Source organism: Methylobacterium mesophilicum (assembly GCF_036441335.1).
Taxonomy (GTDB): domain Bacteria; phylum Pseudomonadota; class Alphaproteobacteria; order Rhizobiales; family Beijerinckiaceae; genus Methylobacterium; species Methylobacterium mesophilicum_B.
The window spans coordinates 29,727-47,974 of record NZ_MLBW01000034.1 but is presented as its reverse complement, the minus strand read 5'-3'; the positions used below and the strand labels follow the sequence as shown (position 1 = coordinate 47,974).

General features: G+C 71.7%; 21 protein-coding genes. 13 read left to right on the top strand and 8 right to left on the bottom strand.

The window, feature by feature from the left end:
- Nucleotides 1–46 precede the first annotated feature (46 nt).
- The 3 genes from MMR14E_RS20885 to hemA all read right to left on the bottom strand — a co-directional run bounded on the left by MMR14E_RS20885 (nt 47) and on the right by hemA (nt 3,010).
- Entirely contained in the window at nt 47–592 is a 546-nt protein-coding gene (locus MMR14E_RS20885; protein ID WP_331316930.1) for an adenine phosphoribosyltransferase, read from the bottom strand.
- A gap of 70 nt (nt 593–662) precedes the next feature.
- On the bottom strand, nt 663–1,460 hold the full coding sequence (locus MMR14E_RS20880; protein ID WP_331316928.1) for an inositol monophosphatase family protein: 798 nt from the start codon (nt 1,458–1,460) through the stop codon (nt 663–665).
- A gap of 281 nt (nt 1,461–1,741) precedes the next feature.
- Nucleotides 1,742–3,010: a 5-aminolevulinate synthase gene (gene hemA, locus MMR14E_RS20875; RefSeq protein WP_026604818.1), complete on the bottom strand. Its 1,269-nt coding sequence runs from the start codon at nt 3,008–3,010 to the stop codon at nt 1,742–1,744.
- A gap of 617 nt (nt 3,011–3,627) precedes the next feature.
- On the opposite strand from hemA, the gene murA reads away from it, so the two are divergent.
- On the top strand, nt 3,628–4,917 hold the full coding sequence (gene murA / locus MMR14E_RS20865; RefSeq protein WP_331293619.1) for a UDP-N-acetylglucosamine 1-carboxyvinyltransferase: 1,290 nt from the start codon (nt 3,628–3,630) through the stop codon (nt 4,915–4,917).
- Between the two features lie 46 nt (nt 4,918–4,963).
- Here the strand turns inward: murA and MMR14E_RS20860 are convergent, their stop codons facing one another.
- Nucleotides 4,964–5,377 (bottom strand): hypothetical protein, encoded by a 414-nt coding sequence (locus MMR14E_RS20860; RefSeq protein ID WP_331316925.1) that lies wholly within the window; start codon nt 5,375–5,377, stop codon nt 4,964–4,966.
- 188 nt (nt 5,378–5,565) lie between these two features.
- Between MMR14E_RS20860 and MMR14E_RS20855 the strand changes: the two genes are divergently transcribed.
- Genes MMR14E_RS20855 through MMR14E_RS20840 form a run of 4 tightly spaced genes read left to right on the top strand, consistent with a single transcriptional unit; the run spans nt 5,566 to nt 8,328 of the window.
- A complete protein-coding gene (locus MMR14E_RS20855) occupies nt 5,566–6,012 on the top strand; it encodes a DUF2948 family protein (RefSeq protein ID WP_331316924.1) in 447 nt (148 codons plus the stop codon).
- A gap of 21 nt (nt 6,013–6,033) precedes the next feature.
- The gene (gene hisD, locus MMR14E_RS20850; RefSeq protein WP_331316922.1) at nt 6,034–7,329 is read left to right on the top strand and encodes a histidinol dehydrogenase; all 1,296 of its coding nucleotides are present in this window, start codon (nt 6,034–6,036) and stop codon (nt 7,327–7,329) included.
- Nucleotides 7,330–7,339: 10 nt separating this feature from the next.
- A complete protein-coding gene (locus MMR14E_RS20845; protein WP_331316921.1) occupies nt 7,340–7,822 on the top strand; it encodes a UPF0262 family protein in 483 nt (160 codons plus the stop codon).
- Between the two features lie 23 nt (nt 7,823–7,845).
- Nucleotides 7,846–8,328: a low molecular weight phosphatase family protein gene (locus MMR14E_RS20840; protein WP_331316920.1), complete on the top strand. Its 483-nt coding sequence runs from the start codon at nt 7,846–7,848 to the stop codon at nt 8,326–8,328.
- A gap of 95 nt (nt 8,329–8,423) precedes the next feature.
- Here MMR14E_RS20840 and MMR14E_RS20835 read toward each other — a convergent pair whose 3' ends face one another.
- Complete coding sequence (locus MMR14E_RS20835; RefSeq protein WP_331316918.1) at nt 8,424–8,750, bottom strand: hypothetical protein; 327 nt, start codon at nt 8,748–8,750, stop codon at nt 8,424–8,426.
- A gap of 103 nt (nt 8,751–8,853) precedes the next feature.
- On the bottom strand, nt 8,854–9,534 hold the full coding sequence (locus MMR14E_RS20830; protein WP_419539383.1) for a transglutaminase-like cysteine peptidase: 681 nt from the start codon (nt 9,532–9,534) through the stop codon (nt 8,854–8,856).
- Between the two features lie 250 nt (nt 9,535–9,784).
- On the opposite strand from MMR14E_RS20830, the gene MMR14E_RS20825 reads away from it, so the two are divergent.
- The 5 genes from MMR14E_RS20825 to MMR14E_RS20805 all read left to right on the top strand — a co-directional run bounded on the left by MMR14E_RS20825 (nt 9,785) and on the right by MMR14E_RS20805 (nt 15,579).
- The gene (locus MMR14E_RS20825; RefSeq protein ID WP_331316917.1) at nt 9,785–10,354 is read left to right on the top strand and encodes a c-type cytochrome, methanol metabolism-related; all 570 of its coding nucleotides are present in this window, start codon (nt 9,785–9,787) and stop codon (nt 10,352–10,354) included.
- Between the two features lie 167 nt (nt 10,355–10,521).
- Nucleotides 10,522–11,724, top strand: coding sequence for an FIST signal transduction protein (locus MMR14E_RS20820; RefSeq protein WP_331316915.1), 1,203 nt, complete (start codon nt 10,522–10,524; stop codon nt 11,722–11,724).
- A complete protein-coding gene (locus tag MMR14E_RS20815; protein ID WP_331316914.1) occupies nt 11,721–13,067 on the top strand; it encodes a hybrid sensor histidine kinase/response regulator in 1,347 nt (448 codons plus the stop codon). The genes MMR14E_RS20820 and MMR14E_RS20815 overlap by 4 nt, the downstream gene beginning before the upstream one ends.
- Nucleotides 13,068–13,285: 218 nt before the next feature.
- Nucleotides 13,286–14,713, top strand: coding sequence for an MFS transporter (locus MMR14E_RS20810; protein WP_331316913.1), 1,428 nt, complete (start codon nt 13,286–13,288; stop codon nt 14,711–14,713).
- 68 nt (nt 14,714–14,781) lie between these two features.
- Nucleotides 14,782–15,579: an SDR family oxidoreductase gene (locus tag MMR14E_RS20805; RefSeq protein WP_331316911.1), complete on the top strand. Its 798-nt coding sequence runs from the start codon at nt 14,782–14,784 to the stop codon at nt 15,577–15,579.
- Nucleotides 15,580–15,923: 344 nt separating this feature from the next.
- Here the strand turns inward: MMR14E_RS20805 and MMR14E_RS20800 are convergent, their stop codons facing one another.
- The gene (locus MMR14E_RS20800) at nt 15,924–16,283 is read right to left on the bottom strand and encodes an SWIB/MDM2 domain-containing protein (protein WP_012320460.1); all 360 of its coding nucleotides are present in this window, start codon (nt 16,281–16,283) and stop codon (nt 15,924–15,926) included.
- A 243-nt stretch (nt 16,284–16,526) separates the two neighbouring features.
- Between MMR14E_RS20800 and MMR14E_RS20795 the strand changes: the two genes are divergently transcribed.
- The 3 genes from MMR14E_RS20795 to MMR14E_RS20785 all read left to right on the top strand — a co-directional run bounded on the left by MMR14E_RS20795 (nt 16,527) and on the right by MMR14E_RS20785 (nt 17,666).
- Nucleotides 16,527–16,649 (top strand): hypothetical protein, encoded by a 123-nt coding sequence (locus tag MMR14E_RS20795; RefSeq protein WP_331316910.1) that lies wholly within the window; start codon nt 16,527–16,529, stop codon nt 16,647–16,649.
- 49 nt (nt 16,650–16,698) lie between these two features.
- Complete coding sequence (locus MMR14E_RS20790; RefSeq protein ID WP_331316908.1) at nt 16,699–17,184, top strand: DUF2721 domain-containing protein; 486 nt, start codon at nt 16,699–16,701, stop codon at nt 17,182–17,184.
- 119 nt (nt 17,185–17,303) lie between these two features.
- The gene (locus MMR14E_RS20785; RefSeq protein WP_331316906.1) at nt 17,304–17,666 is read left to right on the top strand and encodes a PRC-barrel domain-containing protein; all 363 of its coding nucleotides are present in this window, start codon (nt 17,304–17,306) and stop codon (nt 17,664–17,666) included.
- Between the two features lie 110 nt (nt 17,667–17,776).
- Here MMR14E_RS20785 and MMR14E_RS20780 read toward each other — a convergent pair whose 3' ends face one another.
- Complete coding sequence (locus tag MMR14E_RS20780; protein ID WP_331318589.1) at nt 17,777–18,184, bottom strand: hypothetical protein; 408 nt, start codon at nt 18,182–18,184, stop codon at nt 17,777–17,779.
- Nucleotides 18,185–18,248 lie beyond the last annotated feature (64 nt).

The following is an 18,248-nucleotide window of genomic DNA, read 5'->3' as shown; positions in this document are numbered from 1 at the left end:
CGGGCTTATGGCGGATGGTCCCCGCGAAGTCAACGTTTCGCGAGCCTCAATGACCCTCGAACTGCATGAGGGTGCGCACCTCGACGCCGAGGTCGCGCAGACGCTGCGCGCCGCCGATCTCGGGCAGGTCGATGACGAAGCAGGCGGCCACGATCTCGGCCCCGATCTTCTGGAGCAGGTTCACGGCCGCGATCGCGGTGCCGCCGGTGGCGATCAGGTCGTCGACCAGCAGCACCTTGTCGCCCGGCCGGACCGCGTCGACGTGGATCTCGATCTCGTCGGTCCCGTACTCGAGGGCGTAGGCCATCGAGACGGTCTTGTGGGGCAGCTTGCCCTTCTTGCGGATCGGCACGAAGCCGCAGGATAGCTGGTGCGCGATGGCCCCGCCCAGGATGAAGCCCCGGGCCTCGATCCCGGCCACTTGGTGAATCTGTCCGCCGGCGAAGGGATGCACCAGAGCGTCCACCGCCCGCCGGAAGGCGCGCGGGTCGCTCAGCAGGGTGGTGATGTCGCGGAAGATGATTCCCGGCTTCGGGTAATCGGGAATCGAGCGGACCGATTCCTTCAGCGCGACGTGGCGGCGGGCTTCCATGCGTTCGGCCTTCCGTGAGGAACCGCGGGCTTAAAGCAGAAGCCCGCCGCGCTGACCAGTTCGCGGCCGCTCAGGCCGCCTGGACCTTCTTGAGGATGGCGACGAGCTCCCGGTGCAGCCCCTCGTTGCCGCAGGCCACCGAGCGGGGCGCCAGCGGCTCGGCCGCGCCGTCCGCCGAGCTCACGAAGCCGCCCGCCTCGCGCACCAGGATCACGCCGGCGGCGAAGTCGTAGGTCTGGAGGTCGCGCTCCCAGTAGGCGTCGAGGCGCCCGCAGGCGACGTAGGCCATGTCGAGGGCCGCCGAACCCATCCGGCGGGTGCCGCCGGCCACCGCCATCACGGCGCCGAGCTCGCGCAGGAGGCGCGGATGGCTGCCGCGACCGAGATACGGCGTGCCGTAGCCGACCAGCGCGTCCGCCATGTCCTGGCGGCCGGAGACGCGCAGGCGCCGGTTGTTGAGGTAGGCGCCCTTGCCGCGCTCGGCGACGAACAGCTCGTCCTTGATCGGGTCGAAGATCACGCCGGCCACGATCTGGCCCTCGCGCTCGAGGCCGACCGAGACCGCGAAATGGGGCACGCCGTGCAGGAAATTCGACGTGCCGTCGAGGGGATCGACGTGCCAGGTGTGGCTCTTGTCGGTTCCCTCGATGATCCCGTTCTCCTCGAGCACGAGGCTGTAGCCGGGACGCGCCTTCATGAGGGCGTCGCGCAGTACCTCCTCGGCCTTGCGATCGGCCGCGGACACGAAGTCACCCGGACCTTTGCGCGAGACCTGCAGGTTCTCGACCTCGCCGTAGTCGCGGCGCAGGCCGCGCGCGGCCTTGCGCACGGCATCGACCATCACGGTCATGAGGGGTGAGGAGATCATGGTCGGACTTTTCACAGGGGAGGATTGGCGCCGTCGTTACAGGTCGGCGCCGGAAAAGACGAGATGGGGACGGGACATGCGGGGAGCGCGGGCGGCTTCCTCAGCGCGCAGCCTGCGCGGTCAGGCCGACCTCAGCACACCGCCGCACCCGTCGCTGCGAGCGGAGCGAAGCAATCCAGGGCATCGGGCCGTCGGCGGATGTGGCATCCCTGGGTTGCTTCGCCCTGCTCGCAGAGACGGGCGCCCGCAGCACAGCCTGTCGCCGGAAGGCGGCGCGGATCCTACTCGGCGGCCTCGACGAAGACGGTACCGGCGCGGGGCAGGTCCAGGGCTTGCCAGGTCTCGCCGAGAGCTGCGGCGAGCCGCTCGATATGCGCCGCGTCGTGAAACGGCGACGGCGTGATCCGCAGCCGCTCGGTCCCGCGCGGCACGGTCGGGTAGTTGATCGGCTGAATGTAGATCGCGTGGTGCTCCAGAAGATGGTCCGCCGCCGCCTTGCACAGCTCGGCATCGCCCACCATCACCGGCACGATGTGCGTCTCGGTCTCCAGGACCGGAAGACCCGCCGCGCTCAGCGCCGCCTTCGTGGCCGCCGCCTGGCGCTGGTGCGCCTCGCGCTCCGCGCTCGAGCGCTTCAGGTAGCGCACCGAGGCCCGCGCCGCCGCCGCCACCGCCGGCGGGAGCGCCGTCGTGAAGATGAAGCCCGGCGCGAAGCTGCGCACCGCGTCGCAGATCGCCGCCGAGGCGGTGATGTAGCCGCCCACGCAGCCGAAGCCCTTGGCCAGGGTCCCCTCGATCACGTCGACCCGGTGCATGACGCCGTCGCGCTCGGCGATGCCGCCGCCGCGCGGGCCGTAGAGGCCGACGGCGTGGACCTCGTCCAGGTAGGTCATCGCGCCGTAGCGCTCGGCCAGATCGCAGATCGCGCCGATCGGCGCGACATCGCCGTCCATCGAGTAGACCGACTCGAACACGATCAGCTTGGGCCGGTCGCCGGCCTGCCGCAGCAGCTCCTCGAGGTGGGCGAGGTCGTTGTGGCGAAAGATCGTCTTGGCGCAGCCGGAATGACGCACGCCCTCGATCATCGAGTTGTGGTTGAAGGCGTCCGACAGGATCAGGCAGTCGGGGATCAGCTTGGCGATGGTCGAGATGCCGGCTTGGTTGGAGACGTAGCCGGAGGTGAAGACGAGGCCGGCCTCCTTGCCGTGCAGATCGGCGAGCTCGCGCTCCAGGTCGACCAGCGGCGAGGTGTTGCCGGCGATGTTGCGGGTGCCGCCGGCGCCGACGCCGCAGCGCGCGGCGGTCTCCGTCATCGCGGCGACCACTTCCTTGTGCTGGCCCATGCCGAGGTAGTCGTTGGAGCACCAGACGGTGATCTCGGTGGTCTTGCCGTCCGGCTGGCGCCACTTGGCGGTCGGGAAACGCCCCGAGATCCGCTCGATGTCGGCGAACACCCGGTACCGACGCTCCCCGTGCAACTGGTCCAGCGCGCCCCGGAAGTAGCGCTCGTAGCCGGATCCGGCGCGCGTCGATCCCGCTTGGGCGAGCATCGTGCTGGGCATCCGGGTGACGGTCATCGAGCGTCCTTCGCGTGTTCGGCCGAGCGGGCGACACCGCGCGATGAGCGGCGTCTCAGGCCCGCGATCGAGGTCCGGCCTCGGTCCAGTCCTTCGCGTGAGGGCCGCAAGATACGCGCGGATCTGGAACTGGTTCAAGGTAAGGTTCCGACATCGCAGCGTTGCATCCGTTGAGAGGCCCGCGTGAACCCGCTAGCGTCCGGCAGGATCTTCCCACCCCGAACTCGGCTCCCGCCCCCTGTAACAGCTCATGTCTCCATCCGCTGACGGCTCATCCGGCGGGGACCGCCCCGCCCCGACCTTGCGGCGACCAAGGGTCGCGCCGTGACGGGCCCGAAGGACGAGCGCGCGGAGCGCCTCAAGGCCGCGCTGCGCCAGAACCTGCGCCGCCGCAAGGCGCAGGGTCGCGGACGGGCCGAGGCGAGCCCGTCCTCGGGCGCGGACCAGTCCTGCACGCGCGAAACCGACGGAAGCAGTCCTGATTCCGACAAATCCGGTCTATAGGGCACGGCCAAGCCTGGGCGCTGCCGCGCCCGCGATCAGCACGGCCGGCCGCGCGCCCTCGCGGGTGCGCCGCCCGAGGACATACGATGGACCGCATCCACATCACCGGCGGCGCGCCGCTCAACGGCGTGATCCCGATCTCGGGCGCCAAGAACGCGGCTCTGCCGCTGATGATCGCGAGCCTGCTCACCGGCGAGACGCTGGAGTTGATCAACGTGCCGCGGCTCGCCGACATCGCCGCACTGACGCGGATCCTCGGCAACCACGGCGTGGACCACATGGTCGTGGGCAAGCGCCCCGGTCAGACCACCGAGACGGGCCAGACGATCCGGCTCACCGCCTCGAACGTCATCGACACCACGGCGCCCTACGAGCTGGTCTCGACCATGCGGGCGAGCTTCTGGGTGGTCGCGCCGCTGCTCGCCCGGTTCGGCGAGGCCAAGGTGTCGCTGCCCGGCGGCTGCGCCATCGGCACCCGGCCGGTCGACCTGCTGATCATGGCCCTGGAGAAGCTCGGGGCCGCGATCGAGATCGACGCCGGCTACGTCGTCGCCAAGACCAAGAACGGCCTGCGCGGCGCCGAGATCGCCTTCCCGAAGGTGACGGTGGGCGGCACGCACGTGGCGCTGATGGCCGCCGCCCTGGCCTACGGGACCACGGTGATCGAGAACGCCGCCCGCGAGCCGGAAGTGGTCGACCTCGCGGAGTGCCTGAACAAGATGGGCGCCAAGATCCGCGGCGCCGGCACGCCGCGGATCGAGATCGAGGGCGTGGCCCGCCTGAACGGCGCCCGCCACGAGGTCCTGCCCGACCGGATCGAGACCGGCACCTACGCGATGGCGGTGGCCATGGCCGGCGGCGACGTCGTGCTCAAGGATACGCGGGCCGACCTCCTGCACTCCGCCCTCGACGTCCTGTCGACCACGGGCGCGGAGATCACCCAGGTCGAGGGCGGGATCCGCGTCCGCCGCAACGGCGCCGGCATCGCGGCGGTCGACGTCACCACCGACCCGTTCCCGGGCTTCCCCACGGATCTCCAGGCGCAGTTCATGGCGCTGATGACGCTGGCCAAGGGCCAGTCGCACATCCGCGAGACCATCTTCGAGAACCGGTTCATGCACGTGCAGGAGCTGGCGCGCCTCGGCGCGAAGATCCGCCTGGAGGGCGACCTCGCCATCGTCGAGGGCGTGGACCGGTTGAAGGGCGCCCCCGTGATGGCGACCGACCTGCGCGCCTCGGTCTCCCTCGTCATCGCCGGCCTCGCCGCCGAGGGCGAGACCCAGATCAACCGGGTCTACCATCTCGACCGCGGCTTCGAGGCGCTGGAGGCCAAGCTCGGCCGCTGCGGCGCGCAGATCGAGCGCGTCCGGGCCTGAGCGGCAGCGCTCGGTCCGAACCGGCCGGCGCGGCGGCACCCGAGGCTCAGTCCTCGATCTGCCCGCGCTCGTAACCGAAGCCGGGAATCTCGCAGCCGCAGGGCGCGTTGGGGGGCGCCGGGCGCACCATGCACGTGCCGCGGGCCGTCACGCAGACACTGTCGTCCCACCGGCGCCCGAACTCGCCGCGCCAGCGCGGGGCGCGCCCGTCGTACGCATCGTCACCCGGCGGCGGGGGCGGACGCCAGCCGTACCCGTCATCCGCGGGCGGAGGCGACNGGATGTCTACGCACCGCCGCCGCCCGCCGGGCGGCGGCGGTGCGTAGACATCCCGGTCCGGCGCCGGGCGGCCGTAGAGGTAGGGCCGCGCGTCCGGGCCGACCTGCGCGACGGCGGATCCGGCCGCCTGCAGCCCGATGGCCAGCAGCGCCATAACCGCGCGCTCGGTGAATGCGGCCATGTGAGACCCTGCCCCGGCTCGTCCGCCGACGCATCTAGACGGCGACGCTGGGCCGAGCCTGTGCCGGCTCGGGATCGCGATCCCCAGACCAGCCGTTGCCCGAACGGGGCTCCGCCGCTACCTACGCCGTGCCGCGGGCCGGCCCTCGCCGCCCGACCCGCGCCCCGTATTCCCCGAGGACCCTCTGCATGGAGCTGCTCAGGCTCGCCGCCCTCGACACCGAGGACCTGACCGTGATCTCGGCCCATCTGCAGGACGCGATCCTGCGGCCGCAGGACCTGACCTACCTCGCCGGCGAGCACCGCTTCCTCATGGCCGCGCGCCGCTTCGACTGGACGCCGAACGCCCCGCCGCGCCGGCGCCTCGCCGGCCTGCATGTCGAGCGCGTGCTGGGCGTGAAGAGCCGTGGCCTCACGCCGGTCGACGCCACGCCCATGAGCCTCCTCGCCCTCACCTTCGAGCCGACGGACGCGCCCTCCGGGCACATCGACCTCGTCTTCTCCGGCGGCGCGGCCCTGCGGCTGGAGGTCGAGTGCATCGAGGTCCGGATGAAGGATCTCGGCCCGGTCTGGGAATCGGCGAACCGTCCCGGGCACGACATCGACACCGATACGGCCGCCGGCTCGGCGGCCTGACGCGAGACAGAAGGCTTCCCGATGGTCCGGCTCGACAGCAGCGATCCGAATTTTGCCGCCGCCTTCGCGCGCCTCCTGACGGTGAAGCGCGAGATCGCCGAGGACGTGGACGAGGCGGTGCGCGGCATCATCGCCGACGTCGTCGCCCGCGGTGACGACGCGCTGGTCGATTTCACCCGGCGCTTCGACAGGCTGGGCGCCGACTTCTCCGCGGCGAACCTGCGGGTCACGGACGGAGAGATCGCATCCGCCGTCGCGGCATGCCCGCCGGATTCGCTGGAGGCCCTGCGCCTCGCCGCCGAGCGGATCGAGAGCTTCCACCGGGCCCAGAGGCCCGCGGATCACCGGGCCACCGACGCCCTCGGCGTCACGGCCGGCTGGCGCTGGACGGCCCTGGAATCGGTCGGGCTCTACGTCCCGGGCGGCACCGCGAGCTACCCCTCCTCGGTGCTGATGAACGCGCTGCCCGCCCGCGTCGCCGGCGTGCCGCGCCTCGTCATGGTGGTGCCCACCCCGGACGGTCAGATGAACCCGCTGGTCCTGGCCGCCGCGCAGCTTTCCGGCGTCCACGAGGTCTACCGGGTGGGCGGTGCCCAGGCGGTCGCGGCCCTCGCCTACGGGACCGCCACGATCGCCCCCGTGGCCAAGGTCGTCGGGCCCGGGAATGCCTGGGTGGCGGCGGCCAAGCGCCGGGTCTTCGGCCAGGTCGGGATCGACATGATCGCCGGCCCCTCCGAGGTGCTGATCCTGGCGGACGGCCACGCCAACCCCGACTGGATCGCCGCCGACCTGCTGGCCCAGGCCGAGCACGACGTGGCCGCCCAGGCCATCCTGATCACCGACAGCGCCGAACTCGCCGGCGCCGTCGAGGAGGCGGTCGAGCGCGCGCTGACCACCCTGCCCCGCCGGGAGATCGCCCGGGCGAGCTGGCGCGACTACGGCGCCGTCATCCGGGTCCGCACCTTCGACGAGGCCGTGCCGCTGGTCGACCGCCTCGCCCCCGAACATCTGGAGATCGAGACGCAGGACGCGGAGGCGCTCGCCGCCAAGGTGCGCAATGCCGGCGCGATCTTCCTCGGCTCGCACACCCCGGAAGCGATCGGCGACTATGTCGGCGGTCCCAACCACGTCCTGCCGACAGCCCGCTCCGCCCGGTTCTCGTCCGGGCTGGGCGTGCTCGACTTCATGAAGCGGACGACGATCCTCGCCTGCACGCCGGAGAGCTTGCGGGCGCTCGGCCCGGCAGCGATAAACCTCGGCCGGTCCGAGGGCCTGGAGGGGCACGCCCGCTCCGTCGCGATCCGGTTGAACCTGTGAGGTTTTGGGGATGGCGGAGAAGCAGCGCGGGCCGAACCGCCTCGCGAAGGTGAGCCTGGACGAGGCGTCCATCGCCCGCGGCAATCCGGATCAGGAGCACGAGCGCGCGATCGCCCTGTTCGACATCCTGGAGGACAACTCCTTCACGATCCCCGGGCGGGAGGGTCCCTACACGCTCACGCTCGGCCTCGTCGAGAACAAGCTGTCCTTCGCCATCACCACGGTGGACGGCGAGCCGGTGATGACGCACCTCCTGTCGCTCACGCCGTTCCGGCGGGTGATCCGCGACTATGAGATGATCTGCGAGAGCTACTACAACGCGATCCGCACGGCCTCCCCGTCGCAGATCGAGGCGATCGACATGGGCCGGCGGGGCCTGCACAACGAGGCCTCAGACACGCTCAAGCAGCGGCTCGAGGGCAAGGTCGACCTCGACCACGACACGGCGCGCCGCCTGTTCACCCTGATCTTCGCGCTGCACTGGAAGGGCTAGGCGCCCTCCGCGCCGACCGGCGAATGGCTGAGCCCGCTCCCGAGCCTCCTCCCGACGCTTCTCCGAAGAAGCGGCGGGTGCAGTCCGTCCTGTTCATGTGCAACTACAACGCCGTGCGCTCCGTGGCGGCGGAGGCGATCGCGCGCGCCTATTTCGGCAAGTCGACCTACGTGCAGTCGGCCGGGGTCCGCTCGGGCGAGCCCACCGACCCGTTCATGGTCGCGGCCCTCGACGAGGTCGGGATCGACGCGAGCCGGCACCGCCCGCGGACCATCGAGGAGTTGGAGGACTGGGAGGGTCTGAACTTCGACCTGATCATCACCCTCGCGCCGGAGGCGCACCACCGCGCGCTGGACCTGACGCACACGCTCGCGGCCGATGTCGAGTACTGGCCGACGCCCGACCCGACGCTGCTGCAGGATGCGTCCCGCGAGCAGCGCCTCGACGCCTACCGCGACGTCCGCGACGGGCTGACCCGGCGGATCAAGGCGCGCCTGAAGCCATAGGCGGAAGCGTCGCGTCCTGACGGTCTCGCGTCACCGAGGGGCTCGCCCCCGCGGCGCTTGGGAATGTCGCTCGCCGCTCCGGGCCGCGGCCGCGATCAGCCGCGATCGCCGATGAGCCAGGCCCGGATCCGGCCGGCCAGGAGCGGCCGCGCGCGAAGGACGTCGTCGCCGTCGAGGAGCGGCGAGGCCGCGAGCGTTGCGAGATAGGCGTCCTCGGCCGTGCGGCAAGCCCGGAAGGCGGCGTCGGCGGCCAGATCCCGGTCGGTCAGCGCGGCCTGGATCCGGAAGTTGCGGCCGACGCAGTCGCGCCATGCGGCGTGGCGGAGTTCGGTCTCGCTCGCGGCCCGCGCGGTGCCGCAGGCAGCGGCCACGAGGACGACCGCGAGAACCGGGACCGGCGTCACGTGGCGGGCTCGCGGCATCGTTGGGGCACTCCGTCGTCCGACAGAGTGGCGCCGCAGGGTTAGCGATCCGTTAAGGAACGGCGCCCGCGGCGCGCGTTCCACGGCCGGCCGCGTGCCGTGCTCACCGGTTGGCGGTGGTGACCGGGGAGGTGACACCGCCGAGGGAGACCCAGGCGACGGCGTCCTGGCTCTCGCGCTTGATGAACACGTAGCCGGTCTTGTGCCAGGGCACGATCGCGTTGGTCTTGTTGTCGAGCACCAGGTCGCCCCGGTCGGTGATCAGGGTCAGCACGGCGTGGCCCTCGCCCTTCTCGTCGATCACCACGGTCATGCGCATCGCCCGCCGCGGCAGACCGGCCTCGACCAGCAGGTGGCGCTTGAGCAGCTGGAAGTCCTCGCAGTCGCCGATGCCGTCCTCGGCCAGATCCCAGCGGTCGGCCACGTGCAGGTGATCCTGGTCGGTCATCGGCTCGATCGCCTTGTTGACCCGCCGGTTCACCGACACGATCGTCGCCCAGGTCGCGGGCGTCAGGCTGATCCGAGCCGGCTCGCCCCGGTCCAGCGCGCACTCCGCCGCGTAGGTCTGGCAGAACGTCACCCACGCCGCGATCGGCTTGGCGTCACCCTGCACCCGGGCGCCGGCCTCGGTGGGCAGGCTCGCCAGCGTCTGCGCCTGGGCCGGGGCGGCGAGACCCGCGACCACGGCCGCGAGGGCGACCAGGGCCGTCCGGCGGCCCCGGGAGAGCCGACGCGAGGCGGGTCCCTGGACCAGTCCCTGCATCATGGAAACCGCGAACCGCATCGCCGGGACCCAACCGTTAAGCTCTCGTTAACGAAAGCTCTCACGCCGGCGGGCCGGCGGCAATCCGCCGATTAACAAAAGGTTAATGCTGTGCGCAACGCGGATAAGCGCACTCCCGGCCGGTCATCGTGACGCTTCCGGGCCGTGCGCGAAAACGTGAAGGCGCACCAAGGTGTTCTCGGCCGGGATCCGCCGTTATCCCGGCGCCGCGCCACCGAGAAGAAGCCTGTGGGCGGCAGGAGGAAGACGGATGCGGTGCGTTGCAGAGAGAGTGGCCAGCCTCGTCCTGGCCGGACTCGCAGCAGGAACCCTGGGAATGCTGCCGGCCTCCGCCGCGGCCCCGACGGCGGTCCCGCCCGCGGCCGACCTGAAGAGCGAGGGACCGACGCAGCCGGCCAAGGTCCAGGACGGCCAGTACACCGACAAGAACGGTGATCCGACCTACCACATCACGGAGAACGGCAAGAAGGTCGACTGGTACACCATGTCCGGCTACGTGCGGTACAGCGCGAATTGCTTGGCCTGCCACGGGCCGGACGGGCTGGGCTCGACCTACGCGCCCTCCCTGGTCGACGCCCTCAAGGGCATGGACTACGCGCACTTCGCCGGCATCGTCGTGGGCGGCAAGCGGGACGTGAACGCCTCGCAGGAGCTGGTCATGCCGGCTTTCGGCGAGAACAAGAACGTCATGTGCTACCTGCCGGACATCTACACCTATCTCCGCGCCCGCTCGGACGGGGCGGTCGGACGCGGCCGGCCGGCGGACCACGAGGCCAAGCCCGCGGCCTTCGAGAAGGCCGAGGACGCCTGCATGAAGTGAGCGCCCATCCCAGGGCCCGGCCTCGCGCTCGGGCCGGCCTCGGGGGGCCAACACGCCCCGTTGCACCGCTCGGTTGCGCACGACATACTCCGCGCGAGACGCTGAAGAGCGGGCGCCAAGCCTGCCGAGGGGGTCGCAGGGGATGGAACGTGGCTCAAGGATCGGGAGTGCGCCGCCATCTGTGCGGCATCTGGACGGCCTGGACGGGCGCGGCCGGGGCCGCCGAGGCGGCCGCGGAGGTCGCGCGAGCGGTCGGTGACACCGCCCTGTCGCAAGTCGTCGCCTTCTTCTCCGCCGATTACGATGCCGAGATCCTGGCCCGCGCGCTGGAGACCCGGTTCCCCGGCGTGCCGGTGGCCGGCTGCTCGATGTCGGGCGGCATCGCCCCGGCCGGCGGCCTCGACCGCGGGCTCGTCGTCATCGCGTTCCCGGCCGAGCGCTTCAGGATCGTCTCGACCGTCCTCGACGCGATCGACCACCTCGACGTGGAGCGGACCGCCTCGGCGGTCCGGGCGCTGCGCCGGACCCTCGACCCGCTGGACCGGTGCCGCGAGGTCGACGCGGCCGGCACGGGCCACCGCTTCGCCCTGTCGCTGATCGACGGGCTTGCCAATGCGGAGGAGACGGTGGTCTCGGCCATCGCCTGGGCGCTCGACGGCATCCCGATCGTCGGCGGTTCGGCCGGCGACGACCTGCGCTTCCGCGACGCCGTCATGCTCCACGGGGGGAAGATCCACCGCAAGGCAGCGGTCCTGGTGCTCGTCGAGACCGACTTCTCGGTGGAGATCTTCAAGAGCGACAATTTCGAGCCGACGCGGACCAAGTTCGTGGTCACCGCCTCGGACGGCGAGCGCCGCACCGTGCACGAGCTCAACGCAGAGCCGGCCGCCCGGGAATACGCGATGGCGATCGGCCTCGACCCCGAGGGCCTGTCGCCGATGAGCTTCGCCGCCTACCCGCTCGCCGTGAAGGTCGGCGGCGAGTATTTCTGCCGCTCGATCCGGCGGATGAACGAGGACGGCTCGCTCAGCTTCTTCTGCGCGGTGGACGAGGGCGTGGTGCTGACCCTCGCCGAGCCGCGCGACATCGTCGCCTCGACCCGGGCGGAGCTGGCGCGCCTCGACGCCGTGCTCGGCGGCGTCGACCTGATCATCGGCTTCGAGTGCGTGCTCCGCCGCCTCGACGCCGAGAGCCGGCAGGTGCGCCACGGGATCGCCGATCTCTACCGCCGCTACAACGTCGTCGGCTTCGAGACCTTCGGCGAGCAGTACCGGGCGATGCACCTGAACCAGACCTTCACGGGCATCGCCATCGGCAAGACCCTGGCTGCGGGCGCGCCGGCCGCGGCCCCCGCCCCGGCCGCGTCGTGACCCTGCACCCGAACGGCCTCGAGACCGACGCGTCCCTGCACCGGCGGATCGAGAAGCTCGAGCGGATCAACGCCGCGCTGATGTCCCATGTCGAGCGCTCCATGGACCAGCGGGGCAGCGCCTACTCGCTGTTCCAGACGGCGATCATGCTCGAGGGCCGGGTCCGCACCCGCACCGAGGAGCTGACCGGGCTGATGCACCGGCTGGAGCGCTCCAACGAGGCGCTGGCCGCCGCGAAGGAGGAGGCCGAGACCGCCAACCGCTCGAAGACGCGGTTCCTGGCGGCGGCGAGCCACGACCTGCTGCAGCCGGTCAACGCCGCCCGCCTGTCGATCTCGGCGCTGGCCGACCTCGACGTGCCGCCGGACGCGCGCGCCATCGCCGGACAGGTGGAGCGGGGTCTGCAGACCATCGAGGACCTGATCAAGACGCTGCTCGACATCTCGAAGCTCGATGCCGGGATCGTCCGGCCGCAGGTCCAGCCCGTCTTCCTGCCCGACCTGCTGGCGGGAATCGCCGAGAGCTTCGAGCCCTTCGCGCAGCGCAAGGGCCTGCGCCTGTCGGTCCACTGCCCGGAGGTTACCGTCACCAGCGACGTGGTGCTCCTGCAGCGGATCCTCCAGAACCTCGTCTCCAACGCCGTCCGCTACACCCGCGCCGGCGGGATCGTCCTCGCGGCCCGGCGCCGCTCCGGCGGCGTCCGGATCGAGGTGACCGACACGGGCTGCGGCATCGCCGCCGAGGAATGCGAGCTCGTCTTCGACGAGTTCTTCCGGGGCGGCGACCGGCCCAGCAGCGGCGAGGAGCCGGGACTCGGCCTCGGCCTGTCGATCGTCCGCCGCATGGCCCTGGCCCTCGATCATCCCCTGCGGCTGCGCTCCCGGGTCGGCCACGGCACCCGGGTGGCGCTGACGCTGCCCCTGAGCGCAATTCCGGCCGCCGCCGCCCCGCCCGCCCCGGTGGCGACCCGGCTCTCGGGGGCCCACGTCCTCGTGGTCGAGAACGACGCCTCGACGGCCGACGCCCTCGCGCGCCTGCTCCAGAACTGGGATGCGCGGGTCTCGACCTTCCGCGACCTCGCGGGCGTGAAGGCCGCCGTCGCTGCGGGCGCCGGGGCGCCGGACATCCTGGTGCTCGACTACCATCTCGACGACGGCGCCTGCGGCCTCGACGTGGCCGCCTATCTCCGGGGGCTGCGATCCGACCCGCTCCCGGTCATCGTCACCACCGCCGACCATTCCGGCGCGGTCGAGGATCGGGTGACGGCCGCCGGCGCGGAACTCGTGCACAAGCCGATCAAGCCGGCTCAGCTCCGCTCCCTGCTCACCTACATGCTGGCCTGACCCCGACCGGGCGCGGCGACGCCCGGGCCTGCGCCTGATCCGCGCCGCGCGCGTCCGCACGAACAAACCTGCCCGCGCGGTGACATAGGACACACGGCGCCCCTCGACGGGCCTCCACGCCTGCGCATAGGGAGCAGCCTCCGCGGCGCGTCCCGTGCGCGGATTGTTCCAGCCATCGACGTCACGGACCCGCCGGGACGCCGCAGGAGCGCGCACCCATGGCGCAGGTCCCGCCCGGTCCGACAGGCAGCGCGCCGGGTCATCCCCAGGGCGCCGCACAGGGGCCCGTCCAGGACGGCCTGCCGCCGCGCGAGCGCGTCCTCGCCATGGCGGCGATCGGGCTCGCCATGACCATGGCGGTCCTCGACGGGGCCATCGTCAACGTGGCGCTGCCCGTGATGGCGAAGGACCTCGCGGTCAGGCCGGCCGACGCGATCTTCGTGGTCAACGCCTATCAGGTCGCCGTCACGGCCAGCCTCCTGCCCTTCGCGGCCCTCGGCGACATCTTCGGCTTCCGGAAGGTCTACCTGCCGGGGCTCGCGGTGTTCGTCGCCGCCTCCCTCGCCTGCGCGGTCGCGCCTAACCTGCCGCTGCTGATCGCGGCCCGGATCGTCCAGGGTCTCGGGGGCGCGGCGATCATGAGCGTCAACATCGGCTTCGTGCGCTTCATCTACCCGCACCGGATGATCGGCCAGGGGGTCGCCAACGTCGCGCTGGTGGTGGCGGTGGCCTCGGCCGCCGGTCCGACCGTGGCGGCCGCGATCCTGTCGGTGGCGACCTGGCCCTGGCTGTTCCTCGTGAACATCCCCGTAGGCCTGCTGGCCCTGGCGGTGGCGTCCCGGACCCTGCCGGTCACACCGGCGAGCGGCCGCCCGTTCGATCTCGTGAGCGCGGTGCTCAACGCGCTGACCTTCGGCCTGCTGATCATCGGGATCGACGGGCTCGGCGATGCGGAGGGCCGGGGCGTCGCCGCCGTCGAGCTCGCGGCCGCCCTGGTGGTCGGGGCGGTGTTCGTGCGGCGCCAGATCCGGCTGCCTGCCCCGCTCCTGCCGGTCGACCTGCTGCGGATCCCCGCCTTCGCCCTGTCGATGGCGACGTCGGTCGCCTCGTTCTGCGCCCAGATGGTCTCCTACGTGGCGCTGCCCTTCTACTTCCAGGACGTTCTCCACCTGTCCAGCACCCAGACCGGCTTCCTGCTCACCCCATGGCCGATCGCGGTCGCCGCGATGGCACCGATCTCCGGCCGCCTCGCGGACCGCTACCCGCCCGGTATCCTCGGCGGTATCGGGCTGGCCATGATGGCAGCCGGGCTCGTCAGCGTGACGCTCCTGCCAGAGGTTCCCGCCACCCTCGACATCGTCTGGCGGCTGACCCTGTGCGGCCTCGGCTTCGGCCTGTTCCAGTCGCCCAACAACAAGGTCATCGTCACCTCGGCGCCGCGCGAGCGGGCCGGCGGGGCGAGCGGCATGCAGTCGACGGCGCGGCTCACAGGGCAGTCCCTCGGCGCGGCCCTGGTGGCGGTGATCTTCGGCCTGACCCACGGGCTCGGGGCCGAGCGGGCCGTGACCATCTCGCTCTCCTGTGCGGTGGCGCTCTCGGTGATCGGCGGCTGCGCCAGCGTCCTGCGGCGGAGTCGGAGCGGCTAGACCGACCCCGTATGCCACCGCGGCCACCGGACCGCGTTGACGCGACGAGTCACGTGCTGGAGCGTCCCATGGATCTCGATCTCACCGGCCGGAAGGCCCTGGTCACCGGCTCGACCGGCGGCATCGGCTACGCCATCGCCAAGGAACTCCTCGATCTCGGCGCCGAGGTCGGCATCAACGGCCGCACGCCCGAGCGCGTCGAGGCCGCGCTGGCGAAGCTGCGGGGGGAGGCGAGCGCCGGCCGCGCCTTCGCGGCGCCGGGCGACGTCGCGACCGCGGACGGCGTGTCCGCGCTGGTCCAGGCGCTTCCGGCCGTGGACGTGCTGGTGAACAACACCGGGATCTTCGAGCCGAAGCCGTTCTTCGAGATCCCGGACGCCGACTGGCAGCGCTTCTTCGACGTCAACGTGATGAGCGGGGTGCGCCTGTCCAGGGCCTACACGCCCGGCATGGCGGAGCGGGGCTGGGGCCGGGTGATCTTCATCTCCAGCGAGTCCGGCATCAACACGCCGACCGAGATGGTCCATTACGGGATGACCAAGACCGCGCAGCTCGCGATCTCCCGCGGGCTCGCCCAGACGGTGGCCGGCACCGGCGTGACGGTCAACAGCGTGCTGCCCGGCCCGACCCTGTCGGAAGGTGTGGCGGAGTTCATGAGGCAGATGGCCGGCGGCGCGGCGGATGCAGACCTCGAGGCCATGGGCCGCAGCTTCGTCGCGGAGCACCGGCCCTCCTCGCTGATCCAGCGCCTCGCGCGGGTGGAGGAGGTCGCGAACCTCGTCGCCTATCTCTGCAGCCCGGCCGCGAGCGCCACCACCGGCGCGGCTCTGCGGGTCGATGGCGGTGTCCTGCAGGGGCTCGCCTAGGATCGCGCGGGACTCGGCATTGGGCCCGGCATAGGGCCCGGCATGGGGCCCGGATCGGCTGGCCGTGCCCGACAGGTCACTGAAGCTGGGCCTTGTCGACGACCCCGCGTGCGCGGGACCGCGGTGGCTCGGCGAGTGCGCGCGGGGAAGCCCGGGTTCCAGACCTTCCGACGCGTCCGGCCCAGCGGACGGCCAAAGCCCTCCGGTCTGACCGGTCGCTCTGGGCACCGGGCTTTCGCCCGCGGCGCGCCAGGTCGGCCGGTCCTCCGGCCCGACTGGAACGTCACGAAGGCACCTAGAGCCGTCGGCCCGGACGAGATGCCGGACTGGGCTCTAGGTCGTGATCAGGCCTTCAGATGCGCGGCGAGGTGCTTGTTCATCTCGAACATGGAGCACTTGTCCTTGCCGAAGACCTTCTTGAGCTTGTCGTCGGCAACGATCTCGCGCTTGTTCTGCGGGTTCTGAAGGTTGTTCTTCTTGATGTAATCCCAAACCTTGCTGACCACCTCGCCGCGGGGCAGCGGGCTGGTGCCGACGATGGCGCCGAGCTCGGCCGACGGCTTCAGCGGCTGCTGCAGAGCGTTGGGCTTGGTGCCGGCCGACTTGGCGGCAGCCGGCTTCGCAGCCTTCGCCGGGGCGGCCTTCTCCGCAGTCTTGGTGGTCTTGGCCGCCTTCGGCGCAGCCTTCTCGGTCTTTGTGGCCATAAACTTCCTCCGGTTCTCGGGCCGCAGGCCGGGGCATGATCGCCCCACGGCCGAGCCAGCATAGCAGCAACTAAGCGGTGCCGCCGCCGTTCCAAGGGGAAATTGCCTTTGCAACGCCCTCATCCACAAGGCACGCACGGGAATCCCCTGTGGGATCGCTCGATGGATGCCGTGGTGAAGATTATTCGGCCAGATGCTGAACGCGAAACCTGCTCTTAACAATCCTGCGCGCGAAATACAGGCATGTTCGCCCCGGCCCTCACGCTCGCGCTCCTGCTCGCCACCGGACTGGTCACCGGTCTCGGGCTCGTGATCCGCGCGGAGACGACCGCCTCCGGCATCGCGCCGGGCCGCGGGCTGATCTGAGCGCGCCGGGATTGCCGCGCCATTCCGCCGGGTGCATCAGCCCGACCGCATGACCGACCCGATCACCCTCGCCAGCCTGGAAAGCACCGCCCACGTCGTCCAGGTGGCGCTCAGCCCCGTCTTCCTGCTGTCGGGCATCGCGACGCTGCTCAACGTCTTCGGGGCCCGTCTCGCGCGCGTGGCGGACCAAGCCGATCACGTGTCCGGATTGCTCGCGGGCGCCGGCGATGCCGAGCGCGTCCGCCTCGGGAAGCGCCTGGACCGCCTTCACCGGCGCTCCCTCGCGCTCGACGCCGCGGTGTTCCTGGCCGCGCTCGGCGGCGTGGCGACCTGCGGCTCGGTGCTGACCCTGTTCGTGGGCGCGCTGCGCGACAGCACGGTCGCGACCCTGCTGTTCGGCCTGTTCGGCGCGGCGATCCTGTGCACGCTGTGCGCCCTGGTGGCCTTCGGCTTCGAGATGCTGCTGGCGAACCGGTCGGTCCGCGACCGGATCAATCAGCGGCGGGCGAGCGCCGGCATGCCGCCCGCCCCCTGAGCGCTCGGTGCGGGTCCGGCCCCCGCTGCCCGCCGGCGGAACCGGTCCCGACCCGCGCGCTTAGTGAGCCGAGGGATGGCCGCGCCGGCACCGCCCCGCGCGCGAACCGTGGAGAGACCATGCCGACGGATTTGCCCAACGAACGTACCCTGAGAGAGCCCGGCACGCTGGAACTGGACCCGACGGGCGAGGGCATGGCGATCGACGAGACGCCGCGGCTGATCGCGTCCAACAAGGTCGAGGGCACGGCCGTCTACGATCGCAGCGGCCGCCACCTCGGCGCCATCCACAATTTCATGGTGGACAAGGTTTCCGGACAGGTCGCCTACGCCGTGCTGGCCTTCGGGGGGTTCCTCGGGCTCGGCGAGACCCATCACCCGCTGCCCTGGAAGAGCCTCAGCTACAGCACGGAACTCGGCGGCTACGTCGTCGACATCGAGCCGGGCGTGACCGCGGAGGCGCCGAGCCAGGGGGTCGGCTAGGCGAGCGTCGGCGCGGCGCGCCGACCCGGGCCGTCGCGCCCGCATCGAGCGTCGTCCCCGCGTGCGGGTGCCCGCGCTCGGGAGGGGCGCGGGTGCCGAGCCGTATCGGCTCAGAACTTCCCGCCGAGACCGACGCTGCCGCCGGGCGACAGCATCGGGCCCATCGAGCCGCTGCCGCCGCTGCCGCCGACGGCCGCGTTGCCGCCGTCGAGATCCTCCCGCCGGATCCGGCGCTCGCCGCTGTCGGCCGTCCGCGTGGCGCTGCCGGCTGTCCTGGGGATCGCGAGTTGCTTCGTCGGCGCCGTCTGCAGCGGCTGGCCGTCCGCGTCGACCGCGGCATTGCGCGGCTCGCGATTGGGCAGGGAGCCGCGCAGCGACGGCGGCAGCCCGACCTCCGTCGCCGGCATCACGCCGCCGCCGCCGCCGAGCGCCTGACAGCCGGCCACGAGACCGGCCAGTGCGGCGGCGAGCGCGAGACCGCGCGCTGCCGCGCGTCGCGACGTGGTGAGGGTCGACATCGTGTAGTCCTCGACAGTGGCCGCGGTGCCATCCGCAGCTCGCATGGGTTTATGCGCGGTTGTC

Bases quoted from the DNA above. Each gene is read 5' to 3' on its own strand.
- MMR14E_RS20880 (WP_331316928.1), bottom strand. From the start codon at position 1,460: ATGATCTCCTCACCCCTCATGACCGTGATGGTCGATGCCGTGCGCAAG.
- MMR14E_RS20855 (WP_331316924.1), top strand. From the start codon at position 5,566: ATGGAGCTGCTCAGGCTCGCCGCCCTCGACACCGAGGACCTGACCGTG.
- MMR14E_RS20825 (WP_331316917.1), top strand. From the start codon at position 9,785: ATGCGGTGCGTTGCAGAGAGAGTGGCCAGCCTCGTCCTGGCCGGACTC.
- MMR14E_RS20785 (WP_331316906.1), top strand. From the start codon at position 17,304: ATGCCGACGGATTTGCCCAACGAACGTACCCTGAGAGAGCCCGGCACG.
- MMR14E_RS20805 (WP_331316911.1), top strand. From the start codon at position 14,782: ATGGATCTCGATCTCACCGGCCGGAAGGCCCTGGTCACCGGCTCGACC.
- MMR14E_RS20795 (WP_331316910.1), top strand. From the start codon at position 16,527: ATGTTCGCCCCGGCCCTCACGCTCGCGCTCCTGCTCGCCACCGGACTG.
- MMR14E_RS20790 (WP_331316908.1), top strand. From the start codon at position 16,699: ATGACCGACCCGATCACCCTCGCCAGCCTGGAAAGCACCGCCCACGTC.
- MMR14E_RS20780 (WP_331318589.1), bottom strand. From the start codon at position 18,184: ATGTCGACCCTCACCACGTCGCGACGCGCGGCAGCGCGCGGTCTCGCG.
- hemA (WP_026604818.1), bottom strand. From the start codon at position 3,010: ATGCTCGCCCAAGCGGGATCGACGCGCGCCGGATCCGGCTACGAGCGC.
- MMR14E_RS20810 (WP_331316913.1), top strand. From the start codon at position 13,286: ATGGCGCAGGTCCCGCCCGGTCCGACAGGCAGCGCGCCGGGTCATCCC.
- MMR14E_RS20830 (WP_419539383.1), bottom strand. From the start codon at position 9,534: ATGCGGTTCGCGGTTTCCATGATGCAGGGACTGGTCCAGGGACCCGCC.
- hisD (WP_331316922.1), top strand. From the start codon at position 6,034: ATGGTCCGGCTCGACAGCAGCGATCCGAATTTTGCCGCCGCCTTCGCG.
- MMR14E_RS20845 (WP_331316921.1), top strand. From the start codon at position 7,340: ATGGCGGAGAAGCAGCGCGGGCCGAACCGCCTCGCGAAGGTGAGCCTG.
- murA (WP_331293619.1), top strand. From the start codon at position 3,628: ATGGACCGCATCCACATCACCGGCGGCGCGCCGCTCAACGGCGTGATC.
- MMR14E_RS20885 (WP_331316930.1), bottom strand. From the start codon at position 592: ATGGAAGCCCGCCGCCACGTCGCGCTGAAGGAATCGGTCCGCTCGATT.
- MMR14E_RS20840 (WP_331316920.1), top strand. From the start codon at position 7,846: ATGGCTGAGCCCGCTCCCGAGCCTCCTCCCGACGCTTCTCCGAAGAAG.
- MMR14E_RS20835 (WP_331316918.1), bottom strand. From the start codon at position 8,750: ATGCCGCGAGCCCGCCACGTGACGCCGGTCCCGGTTCTCGCGGTCGTC.
- MMR14E_RS20800 (WP_012320460.1), bottom strand. From the start codon at position 16,283: ATGGCCACAAAGACCGAGAAGGCTGCGCCGAAGGCGGCCAAGACCACC.